Here is a 19,824-nt window from a genome sequence, read left to right as displayed (position 1 = left end):
CTTCTCTCCTTATAAAGCGCAGGACACGCAGCCCTGGACTTCTGTTCCTTCCAGCGCCATCTGGCGTAAGCGAATGTAATACAGAGTTTTTATGCCTTTTTTCCAGGCGTATATCTGCGCCTTATTAATATCGCGAGTGGTGGCGGTATCACGGAAAAACAGCGTCAGCGACAAGCCCTGATCGACATGGCGCGTGGCCTCGGCGTAGGTATCGATGATCTTTTCCGGGCCAATGTCGTAGGCATCTTCGTAATATTGCAGATTGTCGTTGGTCATAAACGGAGCGGGATAATAAACGCGCCCGGTTTTGCCTTCTTTGCGGATCTCAATACGCGAGACAATCGGGTGAATACTCGACGTCGCGTGGTTGATATAAGAGATAGAACCGGTCGGCGGAATAGCCTGCAAATTCTGGTTATACAGCCCGAATTCCATCACATCATCGCGCAACTTCTGCCACTGCTCGCGGGTGGGAATGGCGACTCCGGCCCTGGCAAATAAAGCGCGCACTTTCTCAGTTTTTGGCTGCCAGTTTTCTTGCAGATACTGTTGGAAATATTCGCCACTGGCATAACGCGATTGCTCGAAACCGGCGAAGCGCTGTTTACGTTCGCGAGCCAGCAAATTCGAGGCGCGGACGGCGTGCCAGGTGACGGTGTAGAAATAGAAGTTAGTGAAATCCAGCCCTTCCGGCGAGCCATAAGCAATACCTTCCCGGGCCAGATAACCATGCAAATTCATCTGCCCAAGGCCGATGGCGTGGGACGCGGCATTTCCGGCTTCAATCGACGGCACTGAGCGAATATGGCTCATATCAGAAACCGCCGTCAGGCCGCGAATCGCGGTTTCGATGGTCCTGGAAAAATCAGGCGAGTCCATGGTATGCGCGATATTCAGCGAGCCGAGGTTACAGGAAATATCCTTCCCAACTTGCGCATAATCGAGATTTTCGTCGTACGTCGATGCGCTATTAACCTGGAGAATTTCCGAGCATAAATTGCTCATATTGATACGGCCAGCAATCGGGTTTGCACGGTTTACCGTATCTTCAAACATGATGTACGGATAGCCAGATTCAAACTGAATTTCCGCCAGGCGCTGGAAGAACTCACGGGCAGTAATAAAGGTTTTGCGGATGCGCTCATCAGCCAGCATTTCTTCATAGCATTCGCTAATTGAAATATCGCTATACGGCTTGCCGTAAATCCGCTCGACATCGTAAGGCGAAAACAGCGCCATCGGCTGATTATCTTTCGCTAACTGGAAAGTGATATCCGGGATCACAACACCTAGCGAAAGCGATTTAATACGGATTTTTTCGTCAGCGTTTTCACGCTTGGTATCGAGGAAACGCAAAATATCCGGGTGATGGGCGTGGAGATAAACCGCCCCCGCGCCCTGGCGCGCACCCAGTTGATTCGCATAAGAAAATGCATCTTCGAGCATTTTCATCACCGGGATTACGCCGGATGACTGGTTTTCGATGCGTTTAATCGGCGCGCCCACTTCGCGTAAATTTGAGAGTAAAAACGCCACGCCTCCGCCGCGTTTTGAAAGCTGCAACGCAGAATTTACCGCGCGCCCAATGGACTCCATATTGTCTTCAATACGCAGCAAGAAACAGGAAACCAGCTCACCACGCTGCATCTTTCCGCAGTTAAGAAATGTGGGTGTCGCAGGCTGAAAGCGTCCGCTGAGCATTTCATTCATTAATTGCAGTGCCAGCTTTTCGTCACCCTGAGCCAGTGTTAACGCCACCATGCACACACGGTCGGGGAAGTGTTCCAGATACTCTTTGCCATCGTAAGATTTCAGCGTGTAGCTGGTGTAATACTTCCACGCACCGAGGAAAGTCTGGAACTGGAACCCACTGTGGTGTGCTTTCTCAAACAGGCCGACCACAAAACTTCTCGGGTAACGTTGCAGCACCGCATTATCGTAATAACCTTCAGCCACCAGACACTCCAGGCGCGCCTGCGGATTGGCAAACTGGCGCGAGCGGGGCAGCACATATTGCTGATGGAATTGCTCCACCGCCAGGTGGTCTTTCTCAAACTGAATGCGCCCCTGGGAATCATAAAGATTCAGCATGGCGTTGAGCGCGTGATAATCCGCGCTTTCGTTCGCCGTCAGGCGGATAGCTTCTGTCGTTGCCAAAATTCGTTGACTCCCTTACGCACGTTTTCAATGTCCTGGTCGGTGCCGAGTAACTCAAAACGATAGAGATACGGCACCTGGCATTTTTGGGCTATCACATCGCCCGCCCGGCAAAACCCTTCGCCGAAGTTTCGATTACCGCTGGCAATCACGCCGCGCAGTAATGCCCGATTGTTGGGGTTATTTAAAAATCGGATCACTTGCGCGGGAACGGCACCGGCAATTCCGCCGCCGCCATAACTCGGCACAATCAGGATGTAAGGCTCCGTCACTTCCAACCGTTGTTTGAAATCCAACGGAATGCGCAGCGCGGGCAAACCCAGGCGTTCGATAAAACGCAGAGTATTTTCCGAGGTGCTGGAGAAGTAGACGAGATTGCTCATGCTGTGGCTCGGGTTTGCAGGCGGTTAATCATATCCGGGCGAAACCCGCTCCAGCTTTCCTGCTCGGTGATCACAACCGGCAACTGGCGGTAACCCAAAGCACGCAAATCGTCGGCCGCCTCCGGGTTTACATCGAGATTAATCATCTCAAACGTGAACCCACGGCTTTCGATAGCACGCCTGGTAGCATGGCACTGAACACAGTCATTTCGAGTGTATATGGTAATGCGCATGATTCTTATTCTCTCTGTGGTTGAGAATATGAATACTAGATGTGGGTGGTAAAATTATCAACCATACAAGATATAGTATTTTTAGATAAGAATAGAAAAGGGGATGAGCGTGGCGGGATGTAAACAACCCTCACCCTGGCCCTCTCCCTGAGGGAGAGGGGATCTTCATTTCTCCCTCTCCAGGGGGAGAGGGTTGGGGTGAGGGGAAAGGCGCAGATACTACATACGCATACTGATCGCTAAACGGTTAAAGGCGTTCATCAGGCTCGCGGTAAAGGTCAAATCACTGATCTCTTGTGCCGTAAAGAATTGCAGCAGCGGCTGATACACCGCATCTTCGGCCCCTTCGGTAATCAGCGTCACCGCTTCTGCCCAGGCCAGCGCGGCACGCTCTTTGTCGCTGAAGTGATTACTCACCTTCCAGCCTGCCAGGGCATCCAGTTTGGTCTGCTCGACACCATCTTTGCGCAAGGCTTTAGAATGCATCTCCAGGCAATAGGCGCAGCCGTTAATTTGCGAGACGCGCAGGAAAACCAGTTCAATCAGAGTTGATCCAAGCGAGCTGGATTCCAGACCTTTCAGTGCCTGAAGCATTGGCTTAAACACGGCAGGAGAAAGGTCGTAGTAAGGTTGGCGTAATTCAATCATGGTTTTATTCCTCGTGTTGGTATGCCGACAATTTAGCACTATGATGGACTACTAAAGAGAGCCATAAATTAACTAATAAAGCAGGCCATAATGGCAAAATCGATCGAACCGATAGTAAGCGCTCACCACGCAATCCCGCGTTACCAGCAAATAGCACGGCAACTAAAACAAGCCATTAGTGATGGGGAACTCGCCGCCGGTAGCCGCCTGCCTTCCAGCCGGACAATGGCGCTTGAACTTGGCGTCGCGCGAGCCACCGTCGAAAATGCTTATGGTGAGTTAGTCGCGCAAGGTTGGCTGGAAAGACGTGGCCAGGCGGGAACATTCGTTAGCCCGTCCGCCACCAGTGGTGCCAATAATCTCGCGACGCCAACCAGTCAACCACAAGGCGCACCGCGCCCATTCCAGATGGGATTACCGGCTCTGGACGCTTTTCCTCGCGCACTCTGGTCGCGCGTTATGGGGCGACGACTGCGCCTGCAAACTCGTTTCGATTTGCTGTTGCCGGAAGCGAATGGCGAATCGACACTGCGCCAGGCGATTGCCGATTACCTGCGTTTTTCGCGCAGTATCGACTGCCAGCCAGAACAGGTTTTCATCACTTCAGGATTTCAGGCCGCTATGCGTCTGGTGGCCCATACGCTGGCAAAACCCGGAGATGGCATCTGGCTGGAAGATCCCGGCTACCGCTATGTGCGCCCGGTTTTTGCCGAAGCGGGGATGTCGTTGCATCCGGTTCCGGTCGATAGCGAAGGGATGCAAATTGACTACGGCGTTAACCATTTTCCGGATGCCCGTTTTGCATTGCTGACGCCCGCGCATCAAAGCCCATTGGGGGTTGCGCTGTCGCTTAACCGCCGTCACCAGTTGCTCGACTGGGCAGCGGAAAAACAAAGTTGGGTGATTGAAGATGATTACGACAGTGAGTTTCGCTACCACGGCAAACCGTTACCACCGATAAAAAGTCTGGATGGCCCGCAGCGCGTTATCTATGCAGGAACATTCAGCAAATCGCTCTTTCCCGCGCTGCGCGTTGCCTGGCTGGTGGTGCCGCAGCAACAGGTCGAGGCATTCTCGCAACACACGCATTTCTTACCTTGCACCGCGCCGTTGCTTGTTCAGCAGACCATTGCCGATTTCCTTCGCGAAGGCCACTTCTGGCGGCACCTGAAAAAGATGCGTTCGTGTTACAGCGAGCGAAGGCTATGGCTCGAACACGCACTGCAACAGCAGGGGTTTGATGTCGTTCCCCAGGCGGGAGGCATTCAGATGGTGATGCGTGTAAACGGTGACGATCGTGCGTTAGTCGCAAAAGCGCGTGCATCGGGGCTTGCGGTGCAGGCGTTAAGTGACTGGCGCATGGTTTCAAACGGGGAAGGGGGAATATTGATGAGTTTTACTAATCTGACGTCGCAGGCCATGGCGCTGAAAGCCGCGAAACAACTGCGCGAAGCCATTTCCTGAAAACGCTTATCCGCCCTTTAAAACAAAAAACCCCGGAATAATTCCGGGGTCAGACGCATATTTATTATCACTACACTTTATGAAAGCTGAAGTGACTCTGTAACAGTCAAACTGACTATCGACGCGACGCTAACAGAGCGCCGATGAAAATCCCGACAGCGGCGCTAATACCCACGCTCTGCCACGGTTTATCGCGTACATATGTGTCGGCGCAACCGACCGCGTCGCAGGCGGCCTGTTTGACTCGAGTGCGACCCTGAAGGCGAGCACGTGTCTCTTTCAACAGAGACTCCGCTTTTTTGCGGGCGGCTTCCCCTTCCTCTTTAACATCGCTACCGAATGATTTAAGAACCTCTTCCAGCGTATCGGCCAGTTGGTTCACATCATGGTTAATATCGTCAACACCTTCATCTACATCATTTCGATTTACTCGGTTAAACATTGTTTTCTCCTTTTTGCGATGTACTTTTCAGTGTAGACCATAATTTTTAGTAATGATTGAGTTCACGCTCTTACCGGGTCTTTATGGACTAATCTGAAAGCGTTGCTAATGCTGGTTATTGTAAGGTTGCGCTGCAATAGAAGATGACGAGGAAAAATTATGTATTTACGACCTGATGAGGTGGCCCGCGTTCTTGAAAAAGCCGGTTTTACCATGGATATCGTGACACCCAAAACCTACGGCTATCGCCGTGGCGAAAACTATGTTTACGTCAATCGCGAAGCGCGCATGGGGCGCACTGCTCTGATTATTCATCCAACATTAAAAGAACGAAGCCAGACCCTGGCAGATCCTGCGACAGACGTGAAAACCTGCGACCATTACCAGCAATTTCCGCTCTATCTGGCGGGTGAAACGCACCAACATTACGGCATTCCACATGGTTTTAGCTCACGCATTGCGCTGGAGCGTTATCTTTCAGGCTTGTTTGGCGAGCACTAATTGGAAGAGGCGTTGTGGTGAGCCACGCCTCCATACTGCTAAATATCAAACTCCCGCTTTTGCATTCCGATAACCACTGATGCGGAATAAGCGGCGGCAATAATCGAGAAAATAGCCGTAAGCCGCACCCATCAGCATTGAAACCACAATATTCGAGCTGACCGCTGCGACGATTTGGTTCCAGTCCGCACCCACCGACCACAGAATGACGACATAAACGGGTGACTGAAACGTAATGTAAGCCAACACATCGGCGAGATTCTTCGCCCAGCTTGCATTGCTGTAGCGTTTGGTGAAACGCATAAATGCATCGCGATAAAAGCCATACGGCCAGGCAATCAAAATATTGACCGGAATCGCGACCAGACGCGAAGAGAGTGACTGTTCAAAGCTCATGCCTGAGAGAAATATCTCAATCACCATGTTCACAACCGAGCAATACACTACCATCGCGAAAGTATCAGCGACGGCATGGCGCAAGCGTGACTCAGGAGAAAACATTATTCTGGCTCCGAACGGAAAGTAGCGATAAACACTGAATTAACATGTTAATCACAGTGTGAATGGTCAGGTTGTTGATCGTGAGTAGGTTATATCTCTGCAAGTAAACAGGCAATTAGCGATAAATTTTTATTTAATCGCATTTGGTCGATAAAATGCGCTAAATGAGACATAACAGGCAGTGTTTCCTGATTTTGTCGTTTGGCTTATTTTTTATTGTTGAAATTCAGATGGTTATTTTTCTTGAAGAACGAGGAAGGGGGAAATGATTTTGTAGGTCGGAAAAGTGTAGCGTCATCCGACAAAATGGCGGATAGCGTTGTTGCATATCCAGCCAGGATTTCAGGCGGGAAACCTGGCCCGCCTGTATCACTCATGGCTAGCAGACACCGAAATCACCGTCTTCTTTATACAGCGCAACGTCTTCAGCTTTTAGTGTGACGGTTTCACCGGTCAAAATACTTCTGGGTGTGCAGAACAACATATCTCCCTGAACATCCAGAACTTCGTATTTCGGGCCGCCCTTTTTCGGTTGCACCAAATCGCCTGCTTTAAACACGCTTGTTTTAGACATAGCCAACCTCGTTTTGATGAACATCTATATGGTTAACCATAGTCCAAAGCAGTCGAATTAACGCTGATTCCAGGGCATTTTTTCCAGTAAGCGAGCCATACCGCAAAAGCCACTGATCCCTGCAAACAGCAAGCCCGCACCAACAAAACCGGACAGTAAAAAGAACCCCTGATGAATACTAAAACCGAGTATCACACCCGCCAGCACCAGTGACCCTGCGGCGATTTGCACCTGGCGCATTAACGGCAGGGGTTGTGATTTATCCGCATGTATTTCCTGCCCGTCTTTCTTCCAGGCATTAAGACCGCCCTCGAGCAGAAAGACTTTTGCCGGTGCAACGGCATCAACCAGCTTCTGCGCGTTCTGCGCAGTTCGCGCACCAGACTGGCAATGAAAAATCACGGTATCGAAGGGATCGAACGGGCCGAGGCGGTCGCCATTTTCAATCGCGGAAAGCGACAGTAAATGGGCCTGCTCAATATTCTCGCGGGCATATTCATCACGTTCACGGATATCAATCAGCGCGGCACCTTGCGCGACCAGAATCCTGGCTTGTGCCGGGGAAATACTCTCAATAGTCATGCTGCTCCTTGCTGCCACTCAGTAACCTTACACGCGCAGATAATCCCCCGATTTTGACGTGGCAGCAAATAAACTAGCGAAAATTCTGATCGTATAGCGCTGGAATATTCAAAGAAAACGGCACAGCAGGTCCGCTTTATCGGTCTGTTCCCAGCTAAAAATATCGCGTCCAAAATGGCCGTAGGCCGCGGTTTGCTGATATATCGGTTGCAGCAAATTCAACGAGCGAATTAACCCATGTGGGCGAAGATCGAAAAACTCGCGAATAAGCATAATGAGTTTTTCATTATCCAGTTTCCCGGTACCGAAGGTTTCCACCATGATAGAAGTCGGCTCTGCAACACCAATGGCATAAGAAATCTGAATTTCACAGCGGTCAGCTAAGCCTGCGGCAACAATATTTTTGGCGACGTAGCGGGCAACATACGCGGCTGAACGATCCACTTTTGAAGGATCTTTACCGGAAAATGCACCGCCGCCGTGGCGCGCCATACCACCGTAAGTATCAACAATAATTTTGCGACCCGTCAGCCCGCAGTCACCCATTGGCCCACCAATGACAAATCGACCGGTTGGATTGATAAAATATTTGGTATTACGCGTTAGCCACTCAGGCGGCAAAACAGGCTTGATGATCTCTTCCATCACGCCTTCACGCAGAATTTGCTGAGTGACCGCTTCGCTGTGTTGCGTGGAAATAACCACGGTATCAATACCGATTATTTTGCCGTTCTCATAAGCAAAGGTGACCTGGCTTTTCGCATCAGGGCGTAACCATGGCAATAAACCGTTTTTGCGCACTTGCGCCTGACGTGCCATTAAACGGTGAGCAAAGGTGATAGGTGCGGGCATTAACGCATCGGTTTCGTTGGACGCATATCCAAACATAAGTCCTTGATCACCCGCGCCTTGATTCGCTTCATTGTCACGATCTACGCCACGATTAATATCAGGAGACTGTTTGCCAATCGCACTTAAAACCGCACACGTGTTGGCATCAAAACCCATTTCTGAGCTGTTATAGCCGATGTCGTGAATCGTGCGACGCACAATCTCTTCTATATCCACCCACGTGTCGGTGGTAATTTCCCCACCAACTAAAACCATGCCCGTTTTTACCAGCGTTTCGCAGGCCACGCGTGCTTTGGGGTCTTGTTCAATAATCGCATCGAGAATGGCATCAGAAATTTGGTCGGCTATTTTGTCGGGATGCCCTTCAGAAACAGATTCTGAAGTGAATAATTGTTGTGACATACGAAGATCCTTAAATTAATAACGTAGTGATTCAGTCTGGATAATGAAAATTTCAGCGATAAACGTACATGCCGCCTTCGACGCCGCGGCTAAATAAGACTTGCCAGAGCTGAATATCACGCGCACGGAAAGCACCTGCGCATGTCATCAGGTAATAATTGAACATGCGTTTAAAGGACTCGGAATAATTATCCTGAATCTCTGGCCAGAAACTATTAAAACGCTGGTGCCACGCCATTAATGTCAGGTCGTAATCTGAGCCGATATTGTGCCAGTCTTCGACGACAAAATATGGCTCAGATGCACTGGCGATTTGTTTTACCGAAGGCAGACATCCGTTAGGGAAAATATATTTGTTAATCCACGGATCGACATTGGTATTTGATTTATTTGCTCCGATGGTGTGCAGTAGGAACATTCCGTCCGGTTTAAGGCAACGGTTCACCACTTCAAAATAGGTATCGTAATTTTTTGGCCCGACATGCTCGAACATGCCGACGGAAACGATGCGGTCAAAATGACTGTCGAGGTCGCGATAATCCATCAGCTTGATGGAGACATCCAGCCAGGTGCAACGGTTCTGGGCCATTTTCTGCTGTTCTTCCGAGATGGTCACGCCAGTCACATGGACGTTGTAATGTTCGGCGGCGTACTCCGCCAGACCGCCCCAACCGCAGCCTATATCCAGCAGTTTCATACCGGGTTGAAGTTGCAATTTTTCGCATAACATTTTTAATTTGGCTTCTTGAGCCTGGCGTAAGTTAGTGGCTTCTTTCCAGTAACCGCAGGAATACTGCATATACGGATCGAGCATTTTAGCGAACAGATCATTACCGATATCGTAATGCTCTTTGCCGACAATCCAGGCACGTTTACGCGTCTGTAAATTAAACAAACGCATCCCGGCGATGCGAGCTAAATCCCTGAAGTTTTTTGGTGCTTTCTCATCGAGTTTTGCACGAAGGATTTTCTCGAATAACACATCCAGCGCAGCGCAGTCCCACCAACCTTCCATGTAGGATTCACCCAGGCCGATAGAACCTTCCTGCAAAACTCGTTTATAAAAGTCAGGATTGTTGACTTGAATATCCCAGCGGCGATTGCCGTTAAAACGGACATCAGCCTGATTTACAAGATCTTCTGCAATCCGATACCAGTTGTCTTTGTGTACAACAGGTGCATTTTCAACTTCAACACTCATATCTCATCCTCAGTAAAAGCCTAAGTCAGTTTTCTACTCGACTATCAGAACTCGTTTATATTTTGTTAAAAGGGCGGCCAGGCGTTCCACGTTTTCCACAATTTCGGTGGCGACGCCATGGACATAAAGTTTGTCGCGATAAATACAAATATCCTTTTTCAGGCGCTCGATATGCAGGCGCCGCCCCGGTTCATCTTCCGTCTTCAATATGAGCTGCGCGGCTTCACGCAGGCGCTCATGAATCAGAGATAAATCTTCGTCCTGGGGTAATTCGCACTCAAGACTTCTGAGACGCGGAACCATGCCAGAATTGCCCCCATTTCCGGGCGCAGATAAATAGCGCTGACAATGGTTAGTGCGGTGATGCCTGCAAGCCCCAACGCGTAAGAGTTTTCGATGCGTATTACGGTGGCGGCATAACAGCAAACTCCAGTCCATACCGCGCCTATTATTAACATTGTGAGCGGAGACCAGATAAACACCCAGACGATAATCAGCGCGGATGAGCAGCCGATTATTGTTCCTGCAAAACGTAATAATCCACGATGGCGCAGCGCTCCAGTGAAGGGTTCGCCGCCTGCAATAAACGCCGGAGCGGTGGTAATAATAATTGCAGTCACTACCGCCCAGCGCGGCATATCCAAATCAAATCCAAAACCAATAACCAAAGAAAGCGCAATGGCAAAAGTCAGTTTGAAAGCGAAACGCAAATGATGTAGTGATATGCGATAAAAAGGACGGCTCATTAACGGGTGTCCCGGGTTGTTATTAATCCACAATTCATTGTTAAGAAAATATTGATAACTCAAGTTGTTCTTTTATTTTGAAAATATCTATCCCGCTCGATTTAAATATATCCGAGTGTTGATTGGGTTAATCGTTATTTAAATAGGGTCATTAATCTTCTGGGCTTATGAATTAATTATCGCAGCAAACACGGTTTGTGTATCATGAAGGGATGCCAAGTTGTGTCGATCAAGCGTCAATTTAGGTGGGATAGATGGTTAAAGCAAAAAAGATACTGCACTCGTTCCGCTACGAAGGCGATGCTGAAGGGGCTAAACTCGCTCGGCCCGTTTTCTTCCGTTCATTTATGCTAGCTGAGAATGTGCAATCCGAGCTTCATTCTCACCCTTTCATTCAGTTCCACTATGCGCGTGAAGGCTCCTTATACATTTCCGTGGAGAATAATTCGTACATCATTCCGGCCTGCTACGGGTTGTGGATACCGGCTTTTATGCCTCATAGGGTGCAAACCGCCAGTGAAGTGATGCTGGAAAACCTGGATATTGACCCTGACTATTACGCATCCACGGGATTTAAAGCCGAACTGAAGTTAGTGACAGTCTCTGATTTTGCCCGCAGCTTCATCCACCATGCTACGCATACTATCCCTGAATTTTATGATGCCGATGGCAAAGAAGGGCGGCTGGTTTCCACATTGATCGATGTGCTAAACGATCTCCCGGCCGCAGGCTTTGCCATGACTTGGCCTACGGCACCGGCACTGCTGGAAATGTGCCAGATAATCAGTGAATCACCAGATTTACCGCATTTAATGGAAGACTGGGCTGAGAAAGTGGGGATGTCGCCACGCACCTTTTCACGACATTTCATCAAAGAAACGGGCACAACGTTCAGCAACTGGAAACAACGGCATCGTTTGCTGCATTCAATCATTTTATTACGCCAGTCGCGCAGCGTGACCGAAATTGCATTAATGCTGGGATATGGCAGTACATCGGCTTATACCTTCGCATTCCGCCAGTTATTTGGTGTTCCACCTTCACGCTATGAAGCCGCACCTCCACCACCGGTTGCGATTTTATATGATTAAAACTACGGATAATAAAAAACCGGAAATCAGAGAACATTTCCGGTTTTAGTTTTTTCTAATCTATCAGAACGAAATACGTCTGTAATTCTGATATTCGGGTTTCCAGAACATATCCTCTAGCTTATCTTCTAATTCAGATTCCATCATTCTTGTTGCCACACCATCTTCTGCCCCGGCAAGTGCAACGGCAATGGCAATTTTCTTAGATATTTCATGGATATTGGTCAGTTCAGGTAACAGCGCGCCATGTGGGTCTTTGAGTAAAGGTGATGAGAGCGCAAGGACTTTACTGGCGGCCAGGAACATATTTTCGGTCACACGTTTAGCATTTGACAGCAAAACTCCCAATCCAAGGCCAGGGAAGATATAAGAGTTATTGCACTGGGAAATAATGTGACGATGGCCTTTGTACATGACCGGCGCGAATGGGCTTCCCGTAGCAATGATTACATTACCTTCGGTCCACTCAATAATATCCTCAGGTAACGCTTCCACGCGGGATGTTGGGTTCGATAGGGGGAAAATAATCGGCGTGGAAGCGCAAGAATGCATCGATTTAACCACTTCCTCCGTAAACAGACCAGGTACACCGGATACCCCAATTAATATCGATGGTTGAATGCAATTAATCAGCGCCGCGATATTTTTGCCATCTGGCGAAAACGGCAAGGTTTCTCTTGCATGAGCGAGTCGATACTGGAAATCAGTTAATGCAGGTGTGTCTTTTAATACCAGGCCATCTTTGTCGACAAGGAATATATGGCTTCTGGCAACGTCCTCATCGACTCCATCAGCTTTAAGCGCAGAAACAATGAGTTCGGCAATACCACAACCTGCGGATCCTGCTCCCACGAACATAATACGTTGATCAGAAAGTGATGTCTTATTATGCAGGCAAGCCGCGAGAATAGAGCCTAATGCGACGGCCGCTGTTCCCTGGATATCATCATTAAAACAACATAATTTATCCTGATATTCTTTGAGCAATGGTGTGGCGTGTTGCAGTGCAAAATCTTCAAACTGCAACAAAACGCCAGGCCAACGACGTTCAATTGCAGAAACCACAATATCAATAAACTCAAAATATTCTGCTTCTGAAACGCGTGAGTGACGAGCCCCCATATACAATGGATTGTTTAATAACTCTTTATTATTGGTGCCCACATCTAACATGATAGGGAGACACTGGTGTGGCGCGATGCCGCCGCATGCGGTGTACAGAGACAATTTTCCGATAGGAATGCCCATCCCGCCGATTCCCTGGTCACCCAGCCCAAGAATGCGCTCACCATCGGTCACGACAATGATCTTAATATCATCGCTCAGGACATTTCGCAGGATGCTCTCAATATTGTTGCGGTCCTCCCAGGCGATAAAGACACCCCGGTTTTTACGCCATATCTCTGAAAAGTGTTGGCAGGCATAGCCCACCGTCGGGGTATAAATTAACGGCAGCGAAGCCTCAATGTTAGATGTGATGTAATGATAAAAAAGAACCTCATTTGTATCTTGCAGGTTACGCAAAAAAACATGTTTGTCTTCATCAGTAATGAAGTTATTTAGCTGGAAACGTATCCGATCGCTTTGCTCGCCTATAGTTTCTACAATGGTCGGGATAAGCCCATGTAAATTAAATTCATTACGTTCACTATCACTAAATGCGCTTCCCTTATTAAAGGTCGTGTTACTTAGCAGGGATTGCCCGGAAAGATGGGTGTATCGCATTTTACTCTCACTTGGTTTAATGGCTGACTGGTGAACATTGCCGGGAGGTATATTCCTAATTATTTTTTGATGCAAGTGAGCTAAATGACTCCTCGAATAGCTTATTCAAATAGGTTATATGCTTTTCGCAATACTGAAATGGTTGAGAATAATAAAAACAAAAAACTAACAACTATAATTCTCAAAGAATTTATCTGAAACAATGTGCTGCACAAAAGAAACAACATTAAGACAGGTGTATTATTTTAAGGCGAAGTGCAACAAAATATAACTGGAAGGTGAGCATTTATTTAATCAACAGCAGTAACGCACCTTTCATTATGTGGAGTATTAATTTGCACTGGCCAGTCTGCACGCATAGCCAATGCTTTACTGACGACAACATTGTGCACTTTTTTGTCTATTGCGCTTTTAACGCTATGTCCATTTTTGTCTATTTCAGGGAATGTATTTAATATTTTAGTGGGCGTATGATTAATATTCAGGATAAATCCCTAAGTTGATGCATTTTTATTTTATAAATGTATCCCGTGGTTACTTTAACGGCTATCTAACTGTATTGCGAGGATGTCATCAATATGTTTAAAAAAATCTCTTTTCACATTATCCCGATACAAATTTTTCTTGGTATCTTTTGGTTTAAAAACGGATTCATTGATAAGGTTTGCGGTATTTTCAATGGACTGATGTCGCCAGAAACGGCTTACCATGGGGATACCTGGGCAGGCTGGAAGGAGTATATCGTTGGAACCTGGGACAAGAGCCAGGTGGGTCATGTTGTATTAAGTCCGCTGTTTGACGCACTTTTTCCGGTCTTAATTATTCTTCAGTGCCTTCCTTTCATCTTCATTATTGTTTCTATTTTGAAACTAGAGTTTTTGACGGATGCCAAAGCCCGTCCATGGTTGATGAAGAGTGCTGTAGCTTCATTATTTGTTACCAGCGTGATGTTGTTTAGCCAGACACTGTCCGGCGCAAGCGATGGTGAATATCTCTGGCATCTTCTGGCTGCGGGAATGGTTCTGATCATGTATATCAAAAATATTAATACGATCACCGGCAAAGCATAAGCACTGCGCTGTAAATTAAGCGCCTATCAGACACAAAAAAGCCCACCTGATTTTCACCAGGCGGGCTTTCAATTTCATTATTCGTATTGCTGATCGCGCTCTTTGGCTGCTCGCTGACGGTCGTAATATTCATCTTCTGCTGTGATGATTTCATCCATCAGAGAATCCATATCCACGTCATGCTGTTCTTCAACGAATAGACCGGTTAACACCGTTTCTGGCGTTAATTTTCCATCTTCATACAACGCCCAAATTTCTTTCGCATATCGCGTTTTCAATAATTGCGGGGCGAACTGGCCATAGTATTCGGTGATGTTATTCACATCCCGTTCAAACATGGACTCGGCGTGGTTATTGGCGGCGGCGTCAACGGCTTGTGGCAAGTCGATAATGACCGGGCCGTGGGCATCGAGCAGCACGTTAAATTCCGATAAATCACCATGCACCAGACCTGCGCACAACATGCGTACGATATTGCCGATCATGGTGTTGAAATCCGCAATCGCGCTTTCTTCGTCGAGGGTGACATCGCTCAGACGTGGTGCGACTGCGCCGTCAGCATCGGTGACCAACTCCATCAACAACACACCGTCGATACACAGGTAGGGCTGCGGCACGCGAACCCCCGCGTTTGCCAGACGGAACAGCGCCTCAACCTCTGCCGTTTGCCAGGTTTCTTCCTGTTGCTTGCGGCCGAACTTCGAGCCTTTTTGCATAGCACGAGCATTACGGGTATTCCGGACTTTACGCCCTTCCTGGTATTGCACCGCCTGCTTAAAGCTACGTTGCGTCGCTTCTTTGTATACTTTGGCGCATTGGATTTTGTCACCGCATAAAACAGTGTAAACGTCAGCTTCTTTACCGCTTTTCAGGCGCTGAAGAACATCGTCTATCAGCCCGTCATCAACCAGCGGTTGGATTCTATTTGGGATTTTCATGCCGCTTTATACCTTATTTCTGACGCTTTTCGTACCAATAGCACCGTTGAGGATACGAGAAAATGTGGATGATTTTCTGACCGCATCGGTAGGAATACCGTAACTATATGTATTTTATTGCTTGTCTGCAGGTGAGCATTTAACGGAACAGGTGCCATGCAATGAACCTAGCCGATAATTGTGATCCCCAGGCGATCCATTATCTGTATTACCTGATAATTATCCAGCTTAACGCCCTGTAAATCGGTGCCTCGCACGTCCAGGTCGCCCAGTTCTGAATTGGTCAAATCGCAATGGGTAAAATTGGCTGCGCGCCAGTCAAATGAAGAAAATTCACCGCCGGAGAGATCGGAACCGCTAAATGTCGCACCGAGTATCTGAGCGCCATTCCAGCGGTTTTCCCATAGCTCACACTTCTCAAGCACCACCTTTGAAAAGTTGGCGTAGCTCAAGTTGGTTTTGGTGATATAGGCACTGCAAAACCAGCTGCGAGTTGTGATCATATTCATAAAACTTGCGCCGCGAAAGTCCGCGCCCTGCGCCCGACACTCGCGGATTTCAATACCCAGTGCGCTGGCGTTTCTGAAATCTGCCATCGATAAATCACAGCTTTTGAAGGCCGCATCTTTCAGGATTGCCCGGCTAAAATTGCCACCTTGCTGGCTTTCTCTGTCATAAAACTGGCAGCCAATAAACTCGGTACCGGTCAGGTCCGTGCCTGAAAAGTCACAATTAAAGAAAGTGCTGTTCTCAATTTTCGCGCCGGTAAACTGATTACGACCGATCTTTTCGCCATTCAAAGCCAGATTCATTGCAATTAACCTGTTTATTTATACAGTCAATGATTGATTGTAACTGAATTGAGAGAGGGGGAAAACGGTTTGGGGGACGTTTTTTGTGTGGAGCGTTGCGCCACCCGCTCGCAATAGTCTGGCGGATGGCGCTAATGGTTTATTTCGGATGACGTGTGCGCATTACCCTTGCGACAGGCGCGTGGGTCTGCGGGTCAAAATAGCGGCTCGGCCAGATGGTTTCGGCGGGTACGCCAATCGCTTTGCTTATTAGCAGTTCCCCTTTTGCCCATGGGCGTGTCAGGGCGTTGGCGAGCGTTGATGAACTTAAACCCGCGGCGCGGGATTCGGCTGCCAGTGAGGTGCCTTTTTTACGCAGCGCGGCGATGATGTCGGCTGGGTGCCAGTCCTGGAAGGGCAGGAAAGTGGGGCTGTGTGAAAGTGTCATTTACATCTCCTTGTAGTGATAACGACTACCACCGGAGCTGCGAAACTCTTTTGGTGGTAGCTCAGACAAGGTTCGCAGTACCGGCCTACAAGGACACCGGCCAGCCCGAAGGCTGCCCTGCCTGAGCCACCATTGAAGTTGTGAGTACAGTTTTTGAACTGTGCATCCAACAGGTGTGCGGAGACATTCACACTCAATGTAGAACATTAAGTGATCCTTGTAGATTTGACCGGGCTGCGAAACCCGGCTGCGGATTTTGCCGCAGCGGTGGCGACTATATCGTAAATCAAAGATGTTAACCAACCCGCTAATAGGCGGAATGCGAGTTGTTTTCCAAAGAATTTTTGTGAGTTGCAGGAATTGCAAAGAAGCAGCGCCAGTCGCAGTCTGCAAGACGCAAACATATAACAAAAAGTTTAATTTTATTATGTGTATAGGTTCATATAATCCGTTAACAAATTCACAACAGGTTAACTCGATGAAAATTTTAGCGGCTTCTATTCTCTCCTTGATCAGCTTTAGCGTACTTGCAGCACCCGAAGGAACGCTTAGTGTTCATATTCTCAACCAACAGACTGGTTTGCCTTCGCAGGGCGTTGTCGTCGAGTTGGACAAACAAGAGAGTTCTTCCTGGAAGCATCTTGCGACTTCGAAAACGGATACCGGCGGCAGAATCACATCACTTTTCCCCGACTCCGGTGATATGGAACCTGGCATCTATAAAGTGACCTTTAAGGTGGGGGATTATTTCAAAGCAAATAATCAGGAAACATTCTTCCCGTCAGTTCCTGTGATTTTTAACGTCATAAAGACGAATCAAAAGCTCCATATCCCTTTGTTGTTGAGTCAATACGGTTACTCAACTTACCGGGGGAGTTAAGTTAAATTATCGTTAATTGAGCCTGAGTTTATTGATAGCCACTGGAATTTGCTGGTGGCTTTCTTATGGGGCCGGTACAAATCACAGACACAAAAAAGCCTGCGTAACTTTCGATAAGCGGGCTTTCGACTTGATATCAGGTTCTGGTGAGCATTGAAGATTTTATTTTAGCTTCTCAATGATTGAATTTACAACTTTCAATCCAGCTTGATTTACTATTTCCGATGGAATAACTTTATCGAAGTAATTCCGAATGTGATGAGCAAAAAGGAAAGCTGCGCTTGAGGGGGTTTTGTTACTATTTGCTGCAAATCTCAGTACTAAATGTGGCGGTGTTTTTTCATGTCTACAGGATTCAATTAAGTACTCAAATTCTTCAAATGCTAGACAGAATATATTTTCAGGAGGGATGTGGTAACCATTGTTAAATTTATTATATATTTTTATGATTTCATCTTTTGCATATGTTTTAGCGAGAAAGCTTCCATTCCCTAGAAATAGATTTTTATATGTAATGCAGATGATATAAGATTCACTTCTGAACTGTGTTATCAAGGCGCTGTCTTTTTTTATTTCTCTGTTAACTTCATGGGATTGTTCGATAGCTTTTAATACAGAAGTTTTAATCTTTCCAGCAATATCCTCTGGTCGAAGAGTTACCATGCCCTTTTGGTGGATTTCAACACCTTTAGCATCAATAAATATATTTGCTTCCTCGTGAGGTATTAAGAAATCTACTATTTTATTATTTTTTGGAAGCTTTTCTTTTAGATAATCTTCGTTGTAATATGTTATGTCACATTCATTGATGATTTTCTTTAGTGCATTCTCAAAGACATTTCCAAAAGTGGTCATGAATGTTTCCGCATCATTCCTTCTCAAAAGGTCATAAATAAATGTTTGTATGCTTGTTGAAGTTATTTGTGTATGGATCTGATAATAGTCCATATTTATTTTTATTAAGGGGCTTTCAAGATATGGTGATGATGAGTAGTATTCAAGTAAAGGTTTGTCATGTGTTTTTGCTTTAGAGAATGCAGCTAGTTTATTGTAATTAATTGAAATTGCATCAAGAAAGTTATTAATGATTTCTCTAGGTATTATGGGGTATAAAATTTCAAATGTCGTTGCATTCAATTTCCTAACAGGTTCTGAAGTTGTAATGTGTGAAATTAATATATAGGAAAGCTTAAGGAAGTCATCAATTGAAACTTGGGTGATTTCAAAAAATTTTCTTTTTATTCTATGGTTGTCTTCCAACGCTGAGAATATAAAAACCTGTCTACTAATCGTATTTAAAGCATCTAGTCTCTGATAAATTCCTTGTTGATAGATATTGTTTCTGAGAAAGAAGTCTATTCCGTTCTTTCTTTCAAGTCCTAGAGGGATAATAGATAAGGTATTATAAGCTTTCTGGAAAAGGATAATTGCCTGTTGTTTGCTCAATGCTTTAAAATTCTTTCTTTTTCCGATTACAGATGCTGACCATTTTAAACATAAGTTAACAACCCACGGCATATGCTTAAGCATATCTAATTGATCATCAAATTTTCGGAGGTTGTATTGCATACAATATTCAATAAATAACTCAGGCTGAAAACCTTGAATTTCTGCACGAACTGCATCCATTCTTAGCTTTGCGACTGCATCAGATTGAATATTTAAGTATTTATTCATAAATTTGCCCTTGCTAAAATCTGAAAGGAGACCATATGACTACTATTTTATTAAGTGATTAACATTGTGCTTCACTATTATTTTAATTGATTATTGCGTAAAATCAATCCATAAAGTTACTGTGTTACCCCACTATTTAATACACGAAGCATGGCTGACGCCGTAAATATAATTACCCGTAAAGTTTCAATAATTGTTATTTATATTGCTCACTCAAAAATTTTCAACGACTTGTCAAGCACATTTTGTGTTATAAAATAATTTCGGGGAGAGCAGAATGTTATTAAAAGTCACAATGCGGGTAAGCATAGCCCACTACCCGAATACCGAGTTGCTGTGCGTTACATTTGATGCAAAGTAGTTCAGGAATATTCCGCAAACTAGTGTGAAAGCACCGGGCTGCATAATTCGTGTGCCAACCACTTATAATCCGGTTCCATTCACCTAGTAGTAGCACTTGGGTGCGAACTTGTAAAGACTAGTAGGTTCTGGATTAAAGGGTAAATTTTACTTCAATA

At 46.5% G+C, this 19,824-nt stretch carries 23 protein-coding genes; 5 read left to right on the top strand and 18 right to left on the bottom strand.

The features are described from left to right. Positions 1–9: 9 nt before the first annotated feature. The 4 genes from nrdE to M2371_RS11060 form a co-directional block, all read right to left on the bottom strand. Positions 10–2,157, bottom strand: a complete 2,148-nt coding sequence (gene nrdE / locus M2371_RS11075) for a class 1b ribonucleoside-diphosphate reductase subunit alpha (protein WP_259267733.1) — start codon at positions 2,155–2,157, stop codon at positions 10–12. Continuing rightward, complete coding sequence (nrdI, locus tag M2371_RS11070) at positions 2,130–2,540, bottom strand: class Ib ribonucleoside-diphosphate reductase assembly flavoprotein NrdI (protein ID WP_034497888.1); 411 nt, start codon at positions 2,538–2,540, stop codon at positions 2,130–2,132. The genes nrdE and nrdI overlap by 28 nt, the downstream gene beginning before the upstream one ends. Next, positions 2,537–2,773 (bottom strand): glutaredoxin-like protein NrdH, encoded by a 237-nt coding sequence (nrdH, locus tag M2371_RS11065; RefSeq protein ID WP_034497886.1) that lies wholly within the window; start codon positions 2,771–2,773, stop codon positions 2,537–2,539. Before nrdH ends, nrdI begins: the two co-directional genes overlap by 4 nt. A 219-nt stretch (positions 2,774–2,992) precedes the next feature. Further along, the gene (locus tag M2371_RS11060; RefSeq protein ID WP_034497884.1) at positions 2,993–3,421 is read right to left on the bottom strand and encodes a carboxymuconolactone decarboxylase family protein; all 429 of its coding nucleotides are present in this window, start codon (positions 3,419–3,421) and stop codon (positions 2,993–2,995) included. A gap of 132 nt (positions 3,422–3,553) precedes the next feature. Between M2371_RS11060 and M2371_RS11055 the strand changes: the two genes are divergently transcribed. Then, positions 3,554–4,885 carry a PLP-dependent aminotransferase family protein gene (locus M2371_RS11055; RefSeq protein ID WP_259267957.1) on the top strand — a complete coding sequence of 444 codons (1,332 nt, stop codon included), beginning with the start codon at positions 3,554–3,556 and terminating at the stop codon, positions 4,883–4,885. A gap of 115 nt (positions 4,886–5,000) precedes the next feature. Here the strand turns inward: M2371_RS11055 and M2371_RS11050 are convergent, their stop codons facing one another. After that, complete coding sequence (locus tag M2371_RS11050) at positions 5,001–5,327, bottom strand: DUF883 domain-containing protein (RefSeq protein ID WP_034497868.1); 327 nt, start codon at positions 5,325–5,327, stop codon at positions 5,001–5,003. A gap of 159 nt (positions 5,328–5,486) precedes the next feature. Here M2371_RS11050 and M2371_RS11045 point away from each other — a divergent pair, with 159 nt between their 5' ends. Continuing rightward, entirely contained in the window at positions 5,487–5,828 is a 342-nt protein-coding gene (locus M2371_RS11045; protein ID WP_034497867.1) for a DUF2002 family protein, read from the top strand. 45 nt (positions 5,829–5,873) lie between these two features. On the opposite strand, the gene alaE is transcribed toward M2371_RS11045, so the two are convergent. From alaE to M2371_RS11010, 7 genes are all read right to left on the bottom strand, one after another. Next, a complete protein-coding gene (gene alaE, locus M2371_RS11040; RefSeq protein WP_115627513.1) occupies positions 5,874–6,329 on the bottom strand; it encodes an L-alanine exporter AlaE in 456 nt (151 codons plus the stop codon). A gap of 379 nt (positions 6,330–6,708) precedes the next feature. Next, positions 6,709–6,888, bottom strand: a complete 180-nt coding sequence (locus M2371_RS11035; RefSeq protein WP_034497878.1) for a hypothetical protein — start codon at positions 6,886–6,888, stop codon at positions 6,709–6,711. A 72-nt stretch (positions 6,889–6,960) separates the two neighbouring features. Continuing rightward, positions 6,961–7,485 (bottom strand): rhodanese family protein, encoded by a 525-nt coding sequence (locus M2371_RS11030; protein ID WP_034497863.1) that lies wholly within the window; start codon positions 7,483–7,485, stop codon positions 6,961–6,963. 108 nt (positions 7,486–7,593) lie between these two features. Next, entirely contained in the window at positions 7,594–8,739 is a 1,146-nt protein-coding gene (gene metK / locus M2371_RS11025; RefSeq protein ID WP_115627516.1) for a methionine adenosyltransferase, read from the bottom strand. Between the two features lie 52 nt (positions 8,740–8,791). Next, a complete protein-coding gene (gene cfa / locus M2371_RS11020) occupies positions 8,792–9,940 on the bottom strand; it encodes a cyclopropane fatty acyl phospholipid synthase (protein ID WP_172893424.1) in 1,149 nt (382 codons plus the stop codon). Between the two features lie 33 nt (positions 9,941–9,973). After that, complete coding sequence (locus tag M2371_RS11015) at positions 9,974–10,147, bottom strand: hypothetical protein (RefSeq protein WP_259267732.1); 174 nt, start codon at positions 10,145–10,147, stop codon at positions 9,974–9,976. A 35-nt stretch (positions 10,148–10,182) separates the two neighbouring features. Next, positions 10,183–10,686: an FUSC family protein gene (locus tag M2371_RS11010; RefSeq protein WP_172893425.1), complete on the bottom strand. Its 504-nt coding sequence runs from the start codon at positions 10,684–10,686 to the stop codon at positions 10,183–10,185. A gap of 254 nt (positions 10,687–10,940) precedes the next feature. Between M2371_RS11010 and M2371_RS11005 the strand changes: the two genes are divergently transcribed. Next, a complete protein-coding gene (locus M2371_RS11005; protein ID WP_172893426.1) occupies positions 10,941–11,777 on the top strand; it encodes an AraC family transcriptional regulator in 837 nt (278 codons plus the stop codon). 63 nt (positions 11,778–11,840) lie between these two features. On the opposite strand, the gene M2371_RS11000 is transcribed toward M2371_RS11005, so the two are convergent. Next, positions 11,841–13,502, bottom strand: coding sequence for an NAD-dependent malic enzyme (locus M2371_RS11000; RefSeq protein ID WP_172893427.1), 1,662 nt, complete (start codon positions 13,500–13,502; stop codon positions 11,841–11,843). Positions 13,503–14,080: 578 nt separating this feature from the next. Between M2371_RS11000 and M2371_RS10995 the strand changes: the two genes are divergently transcribed. Continuing rightward, positions 14,081–14,572: a hypothetical protein gene (locus tag M2371_RS10995; RefSeq protein WP_172893428.1), complete on the top strand. Its 492-nt coding sequence runs from the start codon at positions 14,081–14,083 to the stop codon at positions 14,570–14,572. Positions 14,573–14,649: 77 nt separating this feature from the next. Here the strand turns inward: M2371_RS10995 and M2371_RS10990 are convergent, their stop codons facing one another. The 4 genes from M2371_RS10990 to M2371_RS21630 form a co-directional block, all read right to left on the bottom strand. Next, positions 14,650–15,510 (bottom strand): PA4780 family RIO1-like protein kinase, encoded by an 861-nt coding sequence (locus M2371_RS10990; RefSeq protein ID WP_259267731.1) that lies wholly within the window; start codon positions 15,508–15,510, stop codon positions 14,650–14,652. A gap of 167 nt (positions 15,511–15,677) precedes the next feature. Beyond that, on the bottom strand, positions 15,678–16,322 hold the full coding sequence (locus M2371_RS10985; RefSeq protein WP_034497850.1) for a Qnr family pentapeptide repeat protein: 645 nt from the start codon (positions 16,320–16,322) through the stop codon (positions 15,678–15,680). 139 nt (positions 16,323–16,461) lie between these two features. Further along, positions 16,462–16,749: a helix-turn-helix domain-containing protein gene (locus M2371_RS10980; protein ID WP_259267730.1), complete on the bottom strand. Its 288-nt coding sequence runs from the start codon at positions 16,747–16,749 to the stop codon at positions 16,462–16,464. 85 nt (positions 16,750–16,834) lie between these two features. Continuing rightward, on the bottom strand, positions 16,835–16,882 hold the full coding sequence (locus M2371_RS21630; RefSeq protein ID WP_095925836.1) for an ash family protein: 48 nt from the start codon (positions 16,880–16,882) through the stop codon (positions 16,835–16,837). A 345-nt stretch (positions 16,883–17,227) separates the two neighbouring features. Between M2371_RS21630 and uraH the strand changes: the two genes are divergently transcribed. Further along, a complete protein-coding gene (uraH, locus tag M2371_RS10975; protein WP_259267729.1) occupies positions 17,228–17,629 on the top strand; it encodes a hydroxyisourate hydrolase in 402 nt (133 codons plus the stop codon). Positions 17,630–17,791: 162 nt separating this feature from the next. On the opposite strand, the gene M2371_RS10970 is transcribed toward uraH, so the two are convergent. Continuing rightward, on the bottom strand, positions 17,792–19,306 hold the full coding sequence (locus tag M2371_RS10970) for a hypothetical protein (RefSeq protein ID WP_259267728.1): 1,515 nt from the start codon (positions 19,304–19,306) through the stop codon (positions 17,792–17,794). Between the last annotated feature and the right edge of the window lie 518 nt (positions 19,307–19,824).

The sequence above is a fragment of the Buttiauxella sp. BIGb0471 genome (assembly GCF_024807715.1).
Lineage (GTDB): Bacteria > Pseudomonadota > Gammaproteobacteria > Enterobacterales > Enterobacteriaceae > Buttiauxella > Buttiauxella agrestis.
This window is presented reverse-complemented; position numbering and strand designations above follow the sequence as displayed.

Coding starts and splice junctions, on each gene's coding strand:
- nrdI (WP_034497888.1), bottom strand. CDS start 2,540: ATGAGCAATCTCGTCTACTTCTCCAGCACCTCGGAAAATACTCTGCGT.
- nrdH (WP_034497886.1), bottom strand. CDS start 2,773: ATGCGCATTACCATATACACTCGAAATGACTGTGTTCAGTGCCATGCT.
- M2371_RS11060 (WP_034497884.1), bottom strand. CDS start 3,421: ATGATTGAATTACGCCAACCTTACTACGACCTTTCTCCTGCCGTGTTT.
- M2371_RS11050 (WP_034497868.1), bottom strand. CDS start 5,327: ATGTTTAACCGAGTAAATCGAAATGATGTAGATGAAGGTGTTGACGAT.
- M2371_RS11045 (WP_034497867.1), top strand. CDS start 5,487: ATGTATTTACGACCTGATGAGGTGGCCCGCGTTCTTGAAAAAGCCGGT.
- alaE (WP_115627513.1), bottom strand. CDS start 6,329: ATGTTTTCTCCTGAGTCACGCTTGCGCCATGCCGTCGCTGATACTTTC.
- M2371_RS11030 (WP_034497863.1), bottom strand. CDS start 7,485: ATGACTATTGAGAGTATTTCCCCGGCACAAGCCAGGATTCTGGTCGCG.
- metK (WP_115627516.1), bottom strand. CDS start 8,739: ATGTCACAACAATTATTCACTTCAGAATCTGTTTCTGAAGGGCATCCC.
- cfa (WP_172893424.1), bottom strand. CDS start 9,940: ATGAGTGTTGAAGTTGAAAATGCACCTGTTGTACACAAAGACAACTGG.
- M2371_RS11010 (WP_172893425.1), bottom strand. CDS start 10,686: ATGAGCCGTCCTTTTTATCGCATATCACTACATCATTTGCGTTTCGCT.
- M2371_RS11005 (WP_172893426.1), top strand. CDS start 10,941: ATGGTTAAAGCAAAAAAGATACTGCACTCGTTCCGCTACGAAGGCGAT.
- M2371_RS11000 (WP_172893427.1), bottom strand. CDS start 13,502: ATGCGATACACCCATCTTTCCGGGCAATCCCTGCTAAGTAACACGACC.
- M2371_RS10995 (WP_172893428.1), top strand. CDS start 14,081: ATGTTTAAAAAAATCTCTTTTCACATTATCCCGATACAAATTTTTCTT.
- M2371_RS10990 (WP_259267731.1), bottom strand. CDS start 15,510: ATGAAAATCCCAAATAGAATCCAACCGCTGGTTGATGACGGGCTGATA.
- M2371_RS10985 (WP_034497850.1), bottom strand. CDS start 16,322: ATGAATCTGGCTTTGAATGGCGAAAAGATCGGTCGTAATCAGTTTACC.
- M2371_RS10980 (WP_259267730.1), bottom strand. CDS start 16,749: ATGACACTTTCACACAGCCCCACTTTCCTGCCCTTCCAGGACTGGCAC.
- uraH (WP_259267729.1), top strand. CDS start 17,228: ATGAAAATTTTAGCGGCTTCTATTCTCTCCTTGATCAGCTTTAGCGTA.
- M2371_RS10970 (WP_259267728.1), bottom strand. CDS start 19,306: ATGAATAAATACTTAAATATTCAATCTGATGCAGTCGCAAAGCTAAGA.